The following is a 15,623-nucleotide window of genomic DNA, read 5'->3' on the forward strand; positions in this document are numbered from 1 at the left end:
ACATCGGCGAAGGCTTCGGGAACAACGGGGCTATCCTCACACGTATCTACTTGACACACATGTTGGCAAGCGGAGCCCGGCGGACCGTACCGCCGGGAGAGGAGCCGGAATGGACTGGGTCGTACAAGGGCTGTGCCGGGCGCAGCCGGAGCGGATGTTCGCCGAGGGCGACGCCGAGGCGGAGGCCAAGGCCGTCTGCGCCGGCTGTCCGGTACGGCTCGACTGCCTGGCCCACGCCCTGGACCACCGTGAGGGATACGGCGTATGGGGCGCGATGACCGAACGCGAACGCCGCGCGCTGCTGCGCCGCAGTCCGGCCGTGACGTCCTGGGCCGCGTTCCTGGAAGTGGCCCGGCCCCGCAGGGGCGCGGCGACGGCGGGGCTCGGCCGCTGAGCGGGCCCCGCCCCGGACAGGGTGCCCGCAGGGCCGGTCCGCCGCACCCGCGCGCCGCGGGGCCGGATCCCCCTCCGCGCAGCTGACCGGGTGCGGTCGGCTGCCGTACGTCACCGTCCGCCGGACCGGGTAGAAGCCGACCGACCGCAGGTCCGGCCCGCCCATGAGGCGCGTTCGGCTGCGGGAGCGCCCGCTCCGGATTCACCCTTTCAACGTGCCCCGCCGCGCCGTGCGCCTGAGACACGGCGACCGGACCGCGTGGTCCGGTACTGACGGGAAGTGGAGAACGGACCCACGGGTCCGCAGAGCAGCCCTGGGAGTGGCCATGCATCCATCGATCGACGCCGAACGCACCGCGCTCTCCGACCCTGCCCGCACAGCGGTGGCCGCGGTCCAGGAGATCGCACCCGTCCTGCGCCGTGCCGCCGACGCGGCCGAGCGCGAGAGCCGGCTGACCCCCGAGGCGGAACAGGCGCTGCGGACCGCGGGCCTGTTCCGCCTGGGAGCCCCCGAACGCTTCGGCGGACACGAGCTGTCGCCGGCCGACAGCCTGGACGTCCTGGCCGAGGTGGCGCTCGCCTGCCCGTCGAGCTCCTGGGTGGTGATGGTCTCCTACGTCGCGCAGCAGATCGCCGCCTCCTTCGGGGAGCGGGCGCGGCAGGATCTGTGGGGCGAAGGGCCCGACGTCGCCCTGTGCGGAGTGTTCGGCAGCACCGGAGCCGTCTCGGAGCCCATCGAGGGCGGGCTGCTCGTCTCCGGATCCTGGTCCTGGGCGTCCGGCTGCCACCACGCCGACTGGGCCATGCTCGGCGTCCCGCTGCCCGGGGAGCAGGGCAGCACTCCCGAACGGGGGCTGGCGCTGATCCCGGCCTCAGCCCTCGCCGTCAGGAGGACCTGGGACATGGCGGGCATGCGCGGCACGGGCAGCGACACCCTGGTCGCCGAGGAGGTGTTCGTCCCGTACCACCGGCTCCGCCGTTTCGCCGACGTCGTCCGGGGCAACGGACTGCCCGAGGAACCGCTCTACCGCATTCCACCGGGGTCCATGACCCTCGTCTCGGCGGGGCCCCTGCTGGGCACCGCCCAGGCGGTCCTCCAACTCACCCTGGAGACCGTGGAGAGCGGCAAGCCCATGGCCATGTCCCTGCACGCCCGCCTCGCCGACTCACCCAGTGTGCAGGCGTCCCTCGCCGAGGCGGCGACCCTCATCGACTCCGCCCGTCTGCACCTGACGCGCTCGGCCGCGTTCGTCGGCGCGGCCGCGGCCTCGGGGACCACCCCCACGCTCGTCGAACGGGCCCGGGTGCGCATGGACGCCGGGCACGCCTCCGTGTCCCTGCGCCAGGCGGTCCAGGCACTGCTCACCGTCAGCGGAGCGGGCAGTTTCTCGGCCACCAGGACCATCCAGCGCCACTGGCGCGACCTGGAGACCGCGGCCCGGCACCCCACCCTCGATCCCGGACTCGCCAAGGAGATGTACGGCCGCGCGCTGGCGGGCGACGAACGGCCGGTCAGCCCGATGGTCTGAGCGCGCCCGGCCCGGCCCCGCGCGTACCCCTGCCGGACGGCACCCGTCCGTCCGGCAGGGAGCAGGAGGACTCCCGCCGAGGACTTGGCCCCCGGGCGGACGGCGCACGGCCGAGGAACGTGTTCCGCACACGCGGGGCTCCGGGGGCCGGCTCGCACACCCGAGTGGTGCGCCTCACGTGAACCCCCAACCGTGACACACACGTCTTTTCCAGTAGGTAACGAACACATGCCGGCCGAGGCGGTACGGACATGTCCCGCCGCGCGGTGAGGCCCCCTCACGCGGGCCCGGCATGCCCGAGACGCCCACGGGGCAGCGGAGCGGGAAGAAGCTGATGCACGATGAAGGACGGCAGGACCGTCTGGCTCCCCTACGGACGGAGCCGGATCCCCGGCCTGCCGCACGGGCTCACCTACGCCGAATGGGACGGCTCGGGCCGGCTGCCCGGTGACCCCGCCGACGTACGCTTCCTCGTCGGCCCGCCCGTGCCCGGCGCCGAACGCCTCCTGCGCCCCGTGCTCCCGCGCATGCGCAACCTCGAAGTGCTCCAACTCCTCAGCTCGGGCTACGAGCACATGATGCCGCTCCTGGACGGGATGCCCGCCGGGGCCCGGCTGGCCACCGGGCGCGGAGTGCACCGCGAGGCGACCGCGGAGCTGGCCGTCACCCTGCTGCTGGCCCTGTGCCGGGGGCTCGACCGGTTCGCGGCCCATCAGGCGGAAGGGAACTGGCGGCCCGAGTTCCGGTCGACACTGGTCGGCAAGCGCGTCCTGATCATCGGCTACGGCGCCGTCGGCGCGGCCGTCGCCGTCCGGCTCCACGCGTTCCGGTGCGAGGCGGTCCTCGTGGCCCGGACGGCGCGTACGACGCCGGCGGGACACGTGCACGGGACGGCGGAGCTGTCCGGCCTGCTGCCCACCGCGGACGCGGTGGTGGTGTGCGCGCCGCTGACCGACCGGACACACGGCATGTTCGACGCGGACGCGCTGGCGCTGCTGAAGGACGGGGCGATGCTGGTGAACGTCGCCCGTGGAGAGCTCGTCGACACCCACGCCCTGGTCCGCGAGGTGCGGGCCGGCCGGCTCCGGACCGCCCTCGACGTCACCGACCCGGAACCACTGCCGTCGGGCCACCCTCTGTGGAGTCTGCCGGGCGCGCTGATCACCCCGCACGTCGCGGCGTTCACCGACGCGTTCGGCACGATGAGCACGGACTTCCTGCGGCGGCAGCTCAACCGCTATCTGCACGGCGAGGAACTGGAGAACGTGGTCATGACGACGACCGGAACCGAAGAACGGGCCGCCTAGACACATGCCGACGTCCACGCACGACGAACCGCCGAAGGCGTTCGGGCCGGGCACCGGTCTCCCGCAGGTGTTCGCCTTCTTCGAAACGGACGGCCACCGTGATGCCGCCGGGGCCTGGCGGGCGTTCACCGGAACCTGGAACTGGGCCGCTCCCCTCACCACCGCCGTTCCCCGCACCCACCCGGCCGGTCCTCCCGTGGCCCGGCCCGCCGACGGGGGTTTCGCCCTGTCCGGACCCTGGCACCTGCCCCTGCACCGGGGAACGGGGGAGTGGCTGGCCCTGCCGCTCCACCGCGGCGGTCTGGCCCCCGGCCGTAGGACCGCCGGGCCCGACCTCTTCGTGGTGCCCGCCAAGGTCCTCCCCGGCGAGGCGGGCGAGGCGCTCCGCGCCACGGGCGGCGACGACGCGTCCGGGCCCGCGTTCCGGCTGGCAGGCACGCACGTGCCGACGGGATTCGCCACCCACACGGCGGGCGCGCCCCTGGGCACGGGGGACCACGCCTTCCTGCGTACGGCGGTCGCCGCCCTGGCCCTGGGCGCTGCCCGCCGGGTGACCGACGTACTGGCCGGCCCCGGACCGGACGGCCGGAGGGCGGTGGCGCCCGTCGCCGCAGCCGCCGAACTGGCCGCCGTGCTGCACGACGAGCGCCTGAGCCTGGCGGCGGCAATGCACAGCACCCCCTCCGTGCGACAGCCCCCGTACGAGCCCCCGGACGCCGAGGAACGGCTCGCGGGGCGCGTCCGGCAGGCCGTGAACACCGTCCGCCATGTGGTCATGGCGGCGTACGAACATACGCTGTCCGCGGGCGGGAGCAGCGGTGATCACCCCCTGATGAGCATCATCGAGGCCATTTCGCCCATACTTCAGCAGGCGCGGTACGCAACGGAGCTTCTGCCGCCCGACGACAGGACCTCCCTCAGGAAGGCTGACCACGGTGACGACCGTCGCATACCAGGGTGAACCCGGATCCAACTCGGCGACCGCCGCGCGCGCCCTGTATCCGGAGGGCGCCGAGCTGCCCTGCACCAGCTTCGAGCAGGCCCTGGACGCCGTGACCCTCGGCACCGCCGACGTCGCCGTGATCCCGGTGGACAACTCCGCCGCCGGACGCGTGGCCGACGTGCACCATCTGCTGCCGGAGTCGGGGCTGCACATCGTCGCCGAGTACTTCCTCTCGATCCGCTTCGACCTCATGGCGGTGCCCGGCGCCACCCTGGACCAGGTGGAGTGCGTACGCAGCCATGTGCACGCCCTGGGCCAGTGCCGCAAGCTGCTGCGCGAGGGCGGCTGGCGCACCCTGGTCACCGACGACACCGCCGGAGCGGCGCGCGAGGTGGCCGAGCTGGGCGACCCCCGGCACGCGGCACTCGCCCCGCCCGCCGCCGCGGGACTCCACGGACTCGACGTACTGCGCTCCGAGGTCGAGGACGACCCCGACAACACCACGCGGTTCGTCGTCCTGTCCCGGGACGCGGCCCCGGCCCCGAACGTGGGCGAGCCGACGATGACGAGCGTGTTCTTCTGGGTGCGCAACATCCCCAGCGCGCTCTACAAGGCGCTCGGAGGCTTCGCCAGCAGCGGGGTGAACCTCACCAAGATCGAGAGCTACCAGATGGGGGCGGGGCTCAACGCAAGCCACTTCTACGTCGAGATCGAGGGACACCCCGACGAGGACCGCGTCGGCCTCGCCCTGGACGAACTGCGGTTCTTCTCCTCCGAGGTGCGCACCCTGGGGGTGTACCCCGCGCACCCTTACCGGCTGAAGGGCTGAAGGGCTGAAGGGCTGAAGGGCTGAGCGGTCGGCGTGCCGAGCGCACGAGCGCCCCGCACGCCGGGACGATGGCGCGCCACCCCGCGCCCGGAGCGGCCCGGGGTGGGCGCAGGCCCTCAGGCACCGCACGATCCGGTGCTCCGCGACCCCGTGACCACTCCGCGACCCGCGTGACCACTCCGCGACCGTCGTGACCACCCCGCGACCCGCGTGAACGTCCGCCGACCGGCGTGGACCGGTCCACGGGAGGGCCCGGTCCTCCGACGCCGCCGCCGGTGCGGTGGAGGGCCCGGTCCTCGCGGCACGACGCGGCCGGCTCGTCCCGGGTTCACCTCACACATGAGACGGGTTTTCCCACACCCAGGTGTCTTCTCGGCGGGCGGCAGCGAGAAACATGACGACCTGGTTCGAGGGTGTTTTCGCGGGCCTTCTAAAGTGTGCACATGATTCAGCACCGCAAGGGCCTCGTCCTCGACTTCGGTGGTGTGCTGACGACCCCTCTGCTGCCCGCCGCGCTCGCCTTCGAGAAGCGCGAGGGACTGCCCGAGGGAACTCTGCTCACCGGTCTCTACCTGGCCCCGGAGGGGATCCGGCTGACCGAGCGGCTGGAGCGCGGCGAGCTCACCCAGCCGCAGTGGAACGAGGCGGCCGGACGCCTCCTCGGAATCCGTCCGGACAACCTGATGGGCCGCGTCTTCGCCGATCTGCGCCCGCAGACCCCGGTGATCGCGGCGGCAGCCGCCGCGCGCCGGGCGGGAGTCAGGGTCGGCATCCTCTCGAACTCCGTCGGCCTGGGCCCGTGGGACCTGTACGACGGGTACGGGCTGGAGGAGCTCTACGACGCCGTGGTGCTGTCGGAGACCCACGCGACGCGCAAGCCCGAGCCCGAGGCCTACCGGATCGTGCTCGACGAACTGGGTATGACGGCGGAGGAATGCGTGTTCGTCGACGACACCGAGCCGTACCTGCCACCCGCGGCGGCACTGGGCTTCGCCACCGTCCACGCCGTGGACCCGGCCCGGACGGTCGCCGCCCTCGAAACCCTGCTCGGCATCCCGCTGACCGACAAGGACCCGGACCGGGTCACCCCCTGAGGAGACACACATGAAACTAGGACTTGCACTTCCGGACTTCGGCCCCGACGCCCACCCGGAGGGCCTCCTCCGCGTCTGCCGCAGCGCGGAGGACATGGGATACGACTCCTTGTGGACGGGTGACCGCGTCCTCGCCCCCCGGACGCCCGGAACGCCCTACCCGAGCGCCGACGGTTCGATGCCGCGCGTCTACGAGAACCACATGGACCCGCTGGTCGCCCTGACGTTCGCCGCGTCCCACACGACCCGCGTCGAGCTCGGCACCAGCACGCTGAACGGCCTGTGGCACCCGCCGATCATGCTGGCCCGTTCGCTGACCACCCTCGACGTACTCAGCCGGGGACGCCTGGTCGTGGGCCTCGGTCTGGGCTGGATGCCCGAGGAGTACACGGCGGTCTCCGTGCCCTGGAAGGGCCGGGGCGCGCGGCTCGACGAGACGGTGGACATCCTGGAGGGGTACTGGACCAACGACGTCTTCGCCCACCAGGGGCCGCTGTTCACCATTCCGGAGACGGTCGTGGGCCTCAAGCCGCACCGGCGGCCCGGCCCTCCCGTGCTGCTCGCGGCCTTCACCCCCCGTGGCCTGCGGCGGATCGGAAGGCGGCTCGACGGCTGGCTGCCCGTGGCGATGCCGCTCCCGCACCTGCTCGGCATGTGGGACGTCGTCCTCAAGGAGGCCGAGGAGGCGGAACGCGACCCGGCCACCCTGCGCATGGCGCTGCGCGTCAACCCGCAGCTGACCGGGTCGAAGACCGGTCCGGAGGAGATGCCGCAGGCGGGCACACTCGGTCAGTACATCGACTACGCGCGGGCGGCGGCCGAGGCGGGGGTCCACGAACTGTTCATGGACTTCGGCCAGACACGTGCCACCCTCGAGGAGCGCGTCGACCTGGCCGGCCGCTTCATCGAGGGGGTCCGCAACGGCTGACGGCTTCGCGGATCCGCGGAGCCGTGCCCACGCGCCCCACCGCGGATCCGCTCACCGGGCCCTTCGCACGGCCACGACCTGGTCCGGGTCCCGTGCGATCACAGCCCCGTCCGGGACCCACACGGCCACGACCTCGTCCGGGAGCGCACGGGATCAGCCCGGGTGAGGCGGACAGCAGAAGCCTGGCCGGGTAAGCCGGTTCACCGACTGCGTACCCGGCGGACCCGGCGTACCCGGCCCCCGGGAGCACAGGGACGCATGGGCTCCCGGGGGCCTTCGCCGTGTCAGGAGGTGCCGATGCCGTTCAGCAGCGTGTCGACGACGACGTCCGCCGCCTGCGCGGCACTCAGCTCGGGCAGTTGCCGCGACACGAGGTGCATGAGCTGGGGGAGAAGCGCGCCCGGCCACCCCTGGGGCAGGCCGGGGCGCAGGAATCCCTCGTCCGTGGCGCGTTCGAGGAAGGTGTCGACCTCGTGGGCGGACGCGTCGCGGCGTGCGCGTACGGCGTCGTCGGTGAGCATGCGGTTGAGGTCGACGGGCCAGGTGCGGTTGACGCTGATGATGTTCTCGACGTAGCGGTGGAGCGCGACGGGGACGGGCGCTTCGCGCAGCCTGGCGTCCTGGATGGCGTGTTCGATGGCGGTCAGGCGCGTTTCGTAGATGGCGGCGAGGAGTTCCTCGCGTGAGGTGAAGCGCCGGTAGACGGTGCGGCGGTCGACGCCCGCCTCGGCGGCGATGCTCGCGATGCTCGCGCCGGGATCGGCGGCGAGCATGCGCGCCCCGGTCTTCAGGACGGCTTCCACGTTACGTACTGCGTCGGCTCTCACGTCACCGAGTCTAACCATGGATCGTGAAACCTGAGACATTTAACGCATCACTCATGTTTAGCTTAGAGACTCAAGCGCTACATTCACGTAGCAAATATCCGAGTGGTGCCAACCGGGTGTGCTGACACCCGGGTCGGTCGTCAGCTCGTCTCCGGCCGTGTAGGCCCACCGGCTCCGCGCGGTCGATCCGTCCCCGCCGTCTCCCTCCCCCCTGCCAGGCCGGGGGCCCGGGGCCGGAGGTGTCGCCGGTGCGCGAGGGACGGCCGGGTGGCCGATTCCCGGCCCCGACGCTCCTACGGCGTGTGCGCGCCGGTGAGGAAGTCCAGGACCAGGGGGCCGGCGTGAGCGCGGAACTCCTCGAAGTAGGCGTGCCGGCCCCGGGGGACCAGATGCAGCCGGGCACCGGGGATCCGGCCTGCGAGCAGGGGCGCGTTGGCGGCCGGGTTGAGCAGGTCGTCGCTTCCGTGGATGACCAGGGTGGGGGCGCTGATGCCCGGCAGGAGGTCCCACGCGTCGTGCCGGCTGCTGGCCAGGAGGTGGTGGCGCCGGGCGTGGGCAGGCATACGGGGGTCCCCGAGGGTGTGATGCGGGCCGGGATGGGAGGCGAGCCACCGAGGTGTGTACATCAGCTCCAGCAGGGCCTGGCGAGCGGCCCCCGGCTGAGGCTGCGTCAGTGCCCGGCGGACGTCGTTGCCGCGTTCGACGCCGTGGGGGCCGCCGGGCGAGGTGCAGCCGAGAACCAGTGCGCCCACCCGGTGGGGGTGGCGGGCCGCGATCTGCTGGGCCACGCGTCCGCCCATGGACGTACCGTAGAAGTCGGCCCGCTCGATGCCGAGTTCGCCCAGTACGGCGATGACGTCCTCGGCGAACAGCTCCGTGCTGTAGGGGGTGTCGGGCTTGTCGCTGTCGCCGGTGCCGCGGTAGTCGAGCGTGAGGGTGCTGCGAGCCGGGTGGAAGTCGGCACGAACCGAGTCCCACCACTGGTGGTTGTTGGCCTGGCCCGCCAGCAGGACCAGCGGCGTCCCCCGGCCCTGGAACTGGTAGGCGATGCGGATTCCGTCCGGTGTCACGGCGTACGTCGTCATCGGTCTCCTCTCTTCCTCCCGTGCCGCCGGTCCTCCTGTGCCGCCGGGCGGACTGCTCGCGCGGTCCCGGGCCCGAACGGACGGCCGAGCGGGAGCCGTCGTCCTCCCCGATCCGGCGGCCGGTTGCCGGACAAGGTACCCGACCTGCCCAGGCCCCGCCGCCGGCCCTACGCCGTCACCGGAGCCGACGCGAACCTCAACCCCCCACTCGCGTACACGCTCCTCGACCTCCTGCGCGATGTGGCCCGCCGCGTCACCGCCACCGGGGAGGCGCCCCGGCAGGAAGAACAACGTTCGGCGGACGCACCGCCCGGAGCCTGGGAATCCGCGGGCTACGGGGCCGGCACCACCTGCCCCACCCCCCCGTTCCCGGTTCCCTGCTCCCCGGCCGCCACGTCCGACCTGGCCCGACCCGACGCGCCCCGACGCCGGCCGACCGTCACCGGTCGCGGCTCCAGAGCACGCCTCCTTCACACGTGTTCGGCCCGGGCTGGCAAGCTGGGGCCATGACTATGCCTGCACCACACCCCTCCCTCCCGGAGCGCGTAGAGGCGCTGCTGGCCGTCGGCGGCCCGCTGCCCATCGTCGCCGCGGGCGACCCCGTACTGCGCGCTGTCGCCGAGCCGTACGACGGGCAGCTCGACGACGCGCTGCTCGCCCGGTTCGTGACCGCGCTGCGCGAGACCATGCACGCGGCCCCGGGCGTGGGCGTGGCCGCGCCCCAGGTCGGCATCCCGCTGAGCATCGCGGTCGTGGAGGACCCCGCCCCCGGACCGGAGGCGACGCTGGAGGCACGGGGGCGTACACCGCTGCCCTTCCGTGTACTGGTCAACCCCGCCTACGAGCCCGAAGGCGACGCCAGGGCCGCGTTCTTCGAAGGCTGCCTGAGCGTGCCCGGCTGGCAGGCGGTCGTGGCCCGCCACGCCCGGGTGCGGCTGCGAGGACAGGACGAACACGGTCACGCGGTGGACGAGGTGTTCACCGGCTGGCCCGCGCGCATCGTGCAGCACGAGACCGACCACCTGCGCGGGACGCTCTACCTGGACGTGGCTCTGTCACGGTCGCTGTCCACCAACGAGGCCGTGGCCGAGCGCTGGTCGCAGCCCACCGCCGAGACGGCCGCGCGGGCGCTCGGATTCGAACTCCCGTGACTGCCTTTCGCGGGCCCGGCACAACCACCTCCCCTCCCACCGTCAACTGACTGATGTACGCGGCTCGTCCCGCGATGCAGTCTGAGGAAGGGCCACACCTCCGGCGAGCCCGTCACACCTCCGGGAACACCTGCCGGTACCGGGAAGGCCCCGTGCGCCGCCGGCGGGGCCCGGGTGGCGGTGTGCCCGAAACGGAGAAGAGGAACAGGCGTGACACTGGTCGAGCGGCGTTCGCTGAAGAGCAGCAACCCGATACTTTCCCGGCCGCAGTTCGGACGGCCGGGCGGACGGAAGACGGCGGCCAGGGACCCGCGAGCCGGGATCGCCGTCGCACGGGAGCGGATCGGAGCGGGCAAGGACGTGGAGCGGGTCCATGACGAGCAGGCGCACGAGGACGATCCCGCTCCGCTGCCGTTCGCCGTCGCCGACCTGATGACGATGGACACCGTCCTGCCCCGTGCGGCGGCGGCTCTCGGCACCACGGCCCTGACCGCCGTGCTGTCGTGGACGGTGCTGCCGCTCGCCCGGCTCGGCACGGCAGCTTCGTACGGGGTGGCGGCCGGCGCCGGGCTCCTCGCCGCGGCACTGGTGATGACGCAGTACCGCAGGAACCTTCCCTCGCCGGCCCGGACCCTGGCGTTCGCGGCCTGCCAGGGCCTGTTCCTCGGCGTGCTCTCGGCGACGGTCTCCAGCCACCTGTCACCCGGTGTCCTCGTCCAGATCGTGCTCGGGACGATCGCGGCCTCCGCCGGAGCCCTCCTCGCCCACAGACTGCGCTGGATGCGGGTGAACCGCCGGTTCCGCGCCTTCCTCGGCGCCACCCTGCTCGGCCTGGGCATCGTCGCCCTGGCCGACTGGATGCTGCTGCCCCTCACGGGCGTGGACGCCCTGGGCCTGCGCCACATCGGCCTCGGCGCCTCCATGGGCGTCCTGGGGGTCGTCCTCGGAATCTCCTTCCTCCCCCTGCACTTCCGGCAGGTCGAGGACGGCATCACCTACGGCACGCCCCGCGACCAGTCCTGGCCCGCCGCGTTCGGACTCGCCCTGACCCTGGTGTGGCTCTACGTGGAGACCGTGCGGCTGTCCACCCTCTACCCGGCCGAAGACCTCTACTGACCGCGCCCCGAGCCGTCCTGCGCCGCCCCTGACGGGCACAGCCCCCGTAGGAGCACGCCGAACAGCCGGTCCGCCCGGTCGGGATCCCCGTCCCCGGCACCGATGTGCCACAACGGGCGGAGCAGCAGGAACACGTCGTCCGCCGTCGTCCCGGGCACGATGGTGCCCGCCGTCTCGTTGGCGCCGACCAGCACCGACAGAGCCTCGGACAGCGGCCGGTACGCCTGCCCGCACCGTTCAGCGGCCACCCCCGGACCGGTCACCTCCCCGCGGTCCTCCGACGGCGTGCGGACGGCCGTGCTCATCGCCTCCGCGAACTCGGGGGCGCCCCTGCCGAGCGACAGCAGCCGCTTCAGCCAGGCCCGCAGCGCCACCTGCGGGGGCAGTGCGTCCAGAAGCGTGGGCACTGCGGACACCAGCCCCTCCACCTCGTGTCCGTACACCTGGAGCACCAGGGATTCACGGGAGGGGAAGTGGCGGTAGAGCGTCCCCTGGCCCACGCCCGCTCTGCGCGCGATGGACTTCAAGGAGGTGTCACCAGGGGTGGCGAGCACTTCCGCCGCCGCTTCGAGTATGCGCAGCCGGTTGAAGCGCGCGTCCGATCTCATCGATGCTCCGGTCTCTCTCCGGTGGTGCTGCCGCAGGGCGGGTGTACGCCGTGCCCCGGATGCCATTCCACATACGTGTCTGGGATTCCGTCGACACCCTTGCCCGGCGGGCCGGTGCTGAGGTGCACCACGAGACACGTATTCTGAGGGCAACCTACACCGTCCCGGCCGGGGCCCCGGTGCGGGCTCCGCCCGGCGGGCCCGGGGGCCGGTTCACCGCCCCGATGGACCGGACGTACTTCCGGAGCGCCGCCGGACGCGTCGTACGACGGTGCGGCCGGCGCACCGTCCGCACCGTTCGCGTGATCCACACCGTTCCGCACCATTCACACCGAGCAGAAGGACCTCCGATGGCCATGCCCCCCACCTCCCACGCCTCCCCCGACCTTCTCGAACGGCGTCCGGCGGCCGTGCCGGAGCTCGCCGCCCTCACGGCAGCCCTTTCCGAGGACCTCGACCAGGGGGCCTGGGTGCCGGGGCCGCTGGAGCGGGTACTGGCGTCCCGGCTGCTCGTGGCCTGCGCGGGAGACGGCCAGTTCACCCCGGCACGCCTGCGCGAGACGATCTGGGAGGGCAGCGTCGCCCTGACGTACGCCGGTGACGGACGGCTGGTCCGGCTCCTCGCCGACCTGTGCGCGGTGAGCACGCACCCGGTGCCGGAGGCCGAACCCGTACTGTCCGCCGCCGCGCGACTGCTGGAGCGTACGGCGCGGAGCGTGGACGGGGCCGGTGACGAGGACTGAACGGGACAGGGCCGGAGCGCGGCCGGACGAGGGCAGCCGGACAAGGGCGGGGCTGGTCGTGCGGCCGGGATGGGCTCTCCGTGCGGCCGGGACGGGGTTGCTCGTGCGGCCGGGGCGGGGTTCCTGCTGCGGCAGGGATCGGGCTGTTCGCGCGGCCGGGGCCGGGTGGCGAGGCCATCTGTGTGTCCGGCTGTCCGTGACACATGCCGGGCGGCCGTGTGTCAGGCGTCCGTCCCGCAGTCAGATGACGGATGTGCACGACATCCGTCCTCGGCAGACTGGCCGTCACGAAGCTCACGTACCGTGCACAGAGGGGGAGAACATGACGAGGTACGACACGTGCCGCCGGCCGTGCTGTGACCGTTCGCCTGCCAGGCGGTCACCGTCCAGGACCGCGCCGGCCGGGCGGCGGTGGCCCCGGGGCGTTGGCGCGGAACGGCCCGTCCTGACGCTGATACGGGGTTCCGAGACCTCCCGCGCACCCGCCGAACTGTGCACGCTGACAAGGGATTCCATGCCTGCCGGTGTCCGGGGCGCGATCGTGACGGTGGTGGGCGGCAGGCTCATGGCCACCTGGGTGCCGTCGAACGGACCGGCTCCGCTCCCGCAGGGCCGCGTGCTGCTGTCCTGGACGCCCCGGGACACCGGCCGGACGGATGTCACGGCCCACCTGGGCCTCGCGGGCACGCAGGTCCTGCTGGCGCTCTGGCCGGGGCTGCGGGGCGAGTGGTCGGAGATCGTCCGTCCGACCGTCTCCGAGGTGACGAAGCTGCACGCCGCTCTCCGCCTCGCGACCGTCGTCCTGGACGGCCTGGCCGACTGAACGGGCAGCACGGCGGGCACGCGTCCGAGCGGACCCTGGAACGGCTTCCGGCCGGGACGGTCAGGGACGGGCGGGCCGGGGGAGGGCGGGCAGGAACCGCCGCCCCGTACCCGACGTCCGCTGGAAGGCGGGCGGTTCAGGGGTTCCCGCACCGCGACCGTGCACCTCCCGGAGGAAGTCCGTGAGGATGTCCCCGATCCGTTCCGGCTCCTCGACCGTCGCCGCGTGCCCGCCCCGGACCGCGGCCAGCCGCGCGCCGGGGATTCCCTCGGCCAGTTCCACCGAGTGCTCGGGCGCCACCAGCCGGTCTCCCATGGCCGCGACGACCAGCGTCGGAGCGGCGACCGCCGGGAGCAACCGGCGGACGTCAAGCCCCAGGGCGAGGGCGATCTGCTGCGAGGTCCCGGGGGCGGAGGCCACCGGTCGCGCGGCCAGGCGCTGCTCCTCCTCCGGGGTGAGGGAGGCCAGGTGTTCCTCGGAGAAGCACAGCGATGTCAGGAAGCTTCCGGACGAACCGTCCTGACGGGCCGCCACCGACGCCCACAGCTCCAGGCTGAGCCACAGCGCGGTGCGAGGTCTGGCGAAGCCGGCGAGGGTGAACAGACCGCGGACCCGGTCCGGACCGTTTGCGGCGACGGCGACGGCGACGGCCGCGCCGACCGAGGCACCGCCGACCACGAAGTCACCCAGCCCGGCCGCCCGGGCGGTGGCGAGGACCTGGTCGGCCAGCGCACCCGTCTCCAGCGGGCCGCCGGGCAGCGGACTGCGCCCCGACCCCGGAAGGTCGGGAAGCACGACGGTGTGGTCGGCCGCGAGCCGGTCGGCCAGCGCCCCCCAGGTCCCGGTGCCGGTGCTCCCGATCCCGTGCAGGAGTACCAGACCGGGCCCGCGGCCCCGGATGTCGTACGCCAGCATGTGTTACCCCTCCTCACATGTCCGCTACGGATACGGGGGAGGGCGGCGCGCGGGTTCACCTGCTCCACCCGTCTCCCGGCCCGTCCACACGGCAAGCCGCAGGGGAGGAACCCTAGTTCCTCCCCTGCGGAAAGCGTCAGCGGGTGGTGGCGCGGGCGGCCCGCTCGATCACGTCGGCGACGAGGTGGGGGTGGGAGACCGCGACCGAGTGGGACGCGGCGACCTCGGTGGTGTGGGCGTGGGCGCGCTCGGCCATGAAACGCTGCGCGGCGGCCGGGATGTTGAGGTCGCGGGTGGTGATGATGTCCCAGCTCGGCTTGGTCTTCCAGGCGGCGGTGGTGGCCTTCTCCTCCAGCGCCGCCTGGGCGACGGGACGCTGCCCGGCGGCCATCAGGGCGGCCTGCTTCGCGGGGACGTCCGCCGCGAACTGGTGGCGGAACCTGTCCTGCTGGATGTACAGATCGGTGGCGGTGGAGCCGTCCGCCTGCTGGTAGGTGACCGGGTCGAGGGCGTCCGGGAGGGTCGAACCCGGATACCTGCCCGTCAGTTCCAGGGCGCTCTCACCGGGAGCCGGCAGGAAGGCCGCCACGTAGACCAGGGCCTTGACCTGGGGATCACCGGTGGCCGCCTGGCTGATGACGTTTCCGCCGTAGGAGTGCCCGACGAGGATCTTGGGGCCCTTCACGTGGTCGAGAACCGTGCGCAGGGCTGCGGCGTCGGACGAGGGTCCGCGCAGCGGGTTCGCCGCGGCGACGACCGGATAGCCGTCGGCCCGGAGGTCGGCGATGACGCCGTCCCAGCTGGAGCCGTCAGCGAAGGCCCCGTGCTCCAGGACGATGGTGGGTTTGGCCCGCGCGGCCGCACCGGCTGCCTGCGGCGCGGCGCCGTTTGCGGTGCCGCCGAGGGCGAAGGCGCCGAGCGCGAGCCCCGCCGTGGCCGCCGACACCACGCCCGTCACCAGCCGCTTGCGGCCACCTCTGATGCTCACCACGACGAATTCCTTTCCTCACACGTTTCCGGGACGGACGGTCGGCCTTGCTGATGATCTGGCCCGCCGACTTCGCGTCACCTCTCTGACTGGTGACGAATCTGTCATGCGGAACGTCACCTGTCAAGGGGGTGACGGTGGTTGGTGGTCTCGCGTCCCGTAGCCGGACCGGCGGACGCGTGGGCGTGAGCCCGGGCGTGCGGGGACGCAGGCGGAGTCCGGACCGCGGAGGCGCACACCGGGGCCGTGGCCGGGGGAGCGCGACAGGCAGGTGTACACGCGGCTGGAAACGACGAAAGGCGCGGGCGGGGGGGACGATGTGCTCCCGGCCGCGCCGTCCGAGT

At 73.0% G+C, this 15,623-nt stretch carries 16 protein-coding genes; 11 read left to right on the top strand and 5 right to left on the bottom strand.

Annotated features, from left to right (window positions below; all coding sequences use genetic code 11):
- Positions 1 to 109 precede the first annotated feature (109 nt).
- The 7 genes from ACFVS9_RS30510 (at position 110) to ACFVS9_RS30540 (ending at position 7,023) form a co-directional block, all read left to right on the top strand.
- On the top strand, positions 110 to 394 hold the full coding sequence (locus ACFVS9_RS30510) for a WhiB family transcriptional regulator (protein WP_383118170.1): 285 nt from the start codon (positions 110 to 112) through the stop codon (positions 392 to 394).
- Positions 395 to 719: 325 nt separating this feature from the next.
- Positions 720 to 1,922 (top strand): acyl-CoA dehydrogenase family protein, encoded by a 1,203-nt coding sequence (locus ACFVS9_RS30515; RefSeq protein WP_389937603.1) that lies wholly within the window; start codon positions 720 to 722, stop codon positions 1,920 to 1,922.
- Between the two features lie 341 nt (positions 1,923 to 2,263).
- Positions 2,264 to 3,229: a 2-hydroxyacid dehydrogenase gene (locus tag ACFVS9_RS30520; protein WP_389937606.1), complete on the top strand. Its 966-nt coding sequence runs from the start codon at positions 2,264 to 2,266 to the stop codon at positions 3,227 to 3,229.
- A gap of 4 nt (positions 3,230 to 3,233) precedes the next feature.
- Positions 3,234 to 4,190 carry a hypothetical protein gene (locus tag ACFVS9_RS30525; RefSeq protein ID WP_389937608.1) on the top strand — a complete coding sequence of 319 codons (957 nt, stop codon included), beginning with the start codon at positions 3,234 to 3,236 and terminating at the stop codon, positions 4,188 to 4,190.
- On the top strand, positions 4,165 to 5,001 hold the full coding sequence (locus tag ACFVS9_RS30530) for a prephenate dehydratase (RefSeq protein WP_383118174.1): 837 nt from the start codon (positions 4,165 to 4,167) through the stop codon (positions 4,999 to 5,001). Before ACFVS9_RS30525 ends, ACFVS9_RS30530 begins: the two co-directional genes overlap by 26 nt.
- A gap of 443 nt (positions 5,002 to 5,444) precedes the next feature.
- A complete protein-coding gene (locus ACFVS9_RS30535) occupies positions 5,445 to 6,095 on the top strand; it encodes an HAD-IA family hydrolase (RefSeq protein ID WP_389937610.1) in 651 nt (216 codons plus the stop codon).
- A gap of 10 nt (positions 6,096 to 6,105) precedes the next feature.
- A complete protein-coding gene (locus tag ACFVS9_RS30540) occupies positions 6,106 to 7,023 on the top strand; it encodes a TIGR03619 family F420-dependent LLM class oxidoreductase (RefSeq protein ID WP_389937613.1) in 918 nt (305 codons plus the stop codon).
- Positions 7,024 to 7,307: 284 nt separating this feature from the next.
- Here ACFVS9_RS30540 and ACFVS9_RS30545 read toward each other — a convergent pair whose 3' ends face one another.
- Together ACFVS9_RS30545 and ACFVS9_RS30550 are read right to left on the bottom strand one after the other, a co-directional pair.
- Entirely contained in the window at positions 7,308 to 7,796 is a 489-nt protein-coding gene (locus ACFVS9_RS30545; RefSeq protein ID WP_383118186.1) for a TetR/AcrR family transcriptional regulator, read from the bottom strand.
- A gap of 347 nt (positions 7,797 to 8,143) precedes the next feature.
- Complete coding sequence (locus ACFVS9_RS30550) at positions 8,144 to 8,935, bottom strand: alpha/beta fold hydrolase (protein ID WP_383118177.1); 792 nt, start codon at positions 8,933 to 8,935, stop codon at positions 8,144 to 8,146.
- Positions 8,936 to 9,441: 506 nt separating this feature from the next.
- Here ACFVS9_RS30550 and ACFVS9_RS30555 point away from each other — a divergent pair.
- Positions 9,442 to 10,086, top strand: coding sequence for a peptide deformylase (locus tag ACFVS9_RS30555; RefSeq protein WP_383118178.1), 645 nt, complete (start codon positions 9,442 to 9,444; stop codon positions 10,084 to 10,086).
- A gap of 210 nt (positions 10,087 to 10,296) precedes the next feature.
- Positions 10,297 to 11,202 carry a Bax inhibitor-1/YccA family protein gene (locus tag ACFVS9_RS30560; RefSeq protein WP_389937617.1) on the top strand — a complete coding sequence of 302 codons (906 nt, stop codon included), beginning with the start codon at positions 10,297 to 10,299 and terminating at the stop codon, positions 11,200 to 11,202.
- Here ACFVS9_RS30560 and ACFVS9_RS30565 read toward each other — a convergent pair.
- The gene (locus ACFVS9_RS30565; protein ID WP_389937621.1) at positions 11,196 to 11,810 is read right to left on the bottom strand and encodes a TetR/AcrR family transcriptional regulator; all 615 of its coding nucleotides are present in this window, start codon (positions 11,808 to 11,810) and stop codon (positions 11,196 to 11,198) included. The genes ACFVS9_RS30560 and ACFVS9_RS30565 overlap by 7 nt on opposite strands.
- A 350-nt stretch (positions 11,811 to 12,160) precedes the next feature.
- Here ACFVS9_RS30565 and ACFVS9_RS30570 point away from each other — a divergent pair, with 350 nt between their 5' ends.
- Positions 12,161 to 12,553, top strand: a complete 393-nt coding sequence (locus tag ACFVS9_RS30570) for a hypothetical protein (RefSeq protein WP_389937624.1) — start codon at positions 12,161 to 12,163, stop codon at positions 12,551 to 12,553.
- A gap of 514 nt (positions 12,554 to 13,067) precedes the next feature.
- Positions 13,068 to 13,376 (top strand): hypothetical protein, encoded by a 309-nt coding sequence (locus ACFVS9_RS30575; RefSeq protein ID WP_389937627.1) that lies wholly within the window; start codon positions 13,068 to 13,070, stop codon positions 13,374 to 13,376.
- A 60-nt stretch (positions 13,377 to 13,436) separates the two neighbouring features.
- Here the strand turns inward: ACFVS9_RS30575 and ACFVS9_RS30580 are convergent, their stop codons facing one another.
- Together ACFVS9_RS30580 and ACFVS9_RS30585 are read right to left on the bottom strand one after the other, a co-directional pair.
- Positions 13,437 to 14,291, bottom strand: coding sequence for an alpha/beta fold hydrolase (locus tag ACFVS9_RS30580; RefSeq protein ID WP_389937630.1), 855 nt, complete (start codon positions 14,289 to 14,291; stop codon positions 13,437 to 13,439).
- A 136-nt stretch (positions 14,292 to 14,427) separates the two neighbouring features.
- The gene (locus ACFVS9_RS30585) at positions 14,428 to 15,282 is read right to left on the bottom strand and encodes an alpha/beta fold hydrolase (RefSeq protein ID WP_383118184.1); all 855 of its coding nucleotides are present in this window, start codon (positions 15,280 to 15,282) and stop codon (positions 14,428 to 14,430) included.
- Positions 15,283 to 15,623 lie beyond the last annotated feature (341 nt).

This window comes from Streptomyces sp. NPDC058008 (assembly GCF_042886395.1).
Taxonomy (GTDB): domain Bacteria; phylum Actinomycetota; class Actinomycetes; order Streptomycetales; family Streptomycetaceae; genus Streptomyces.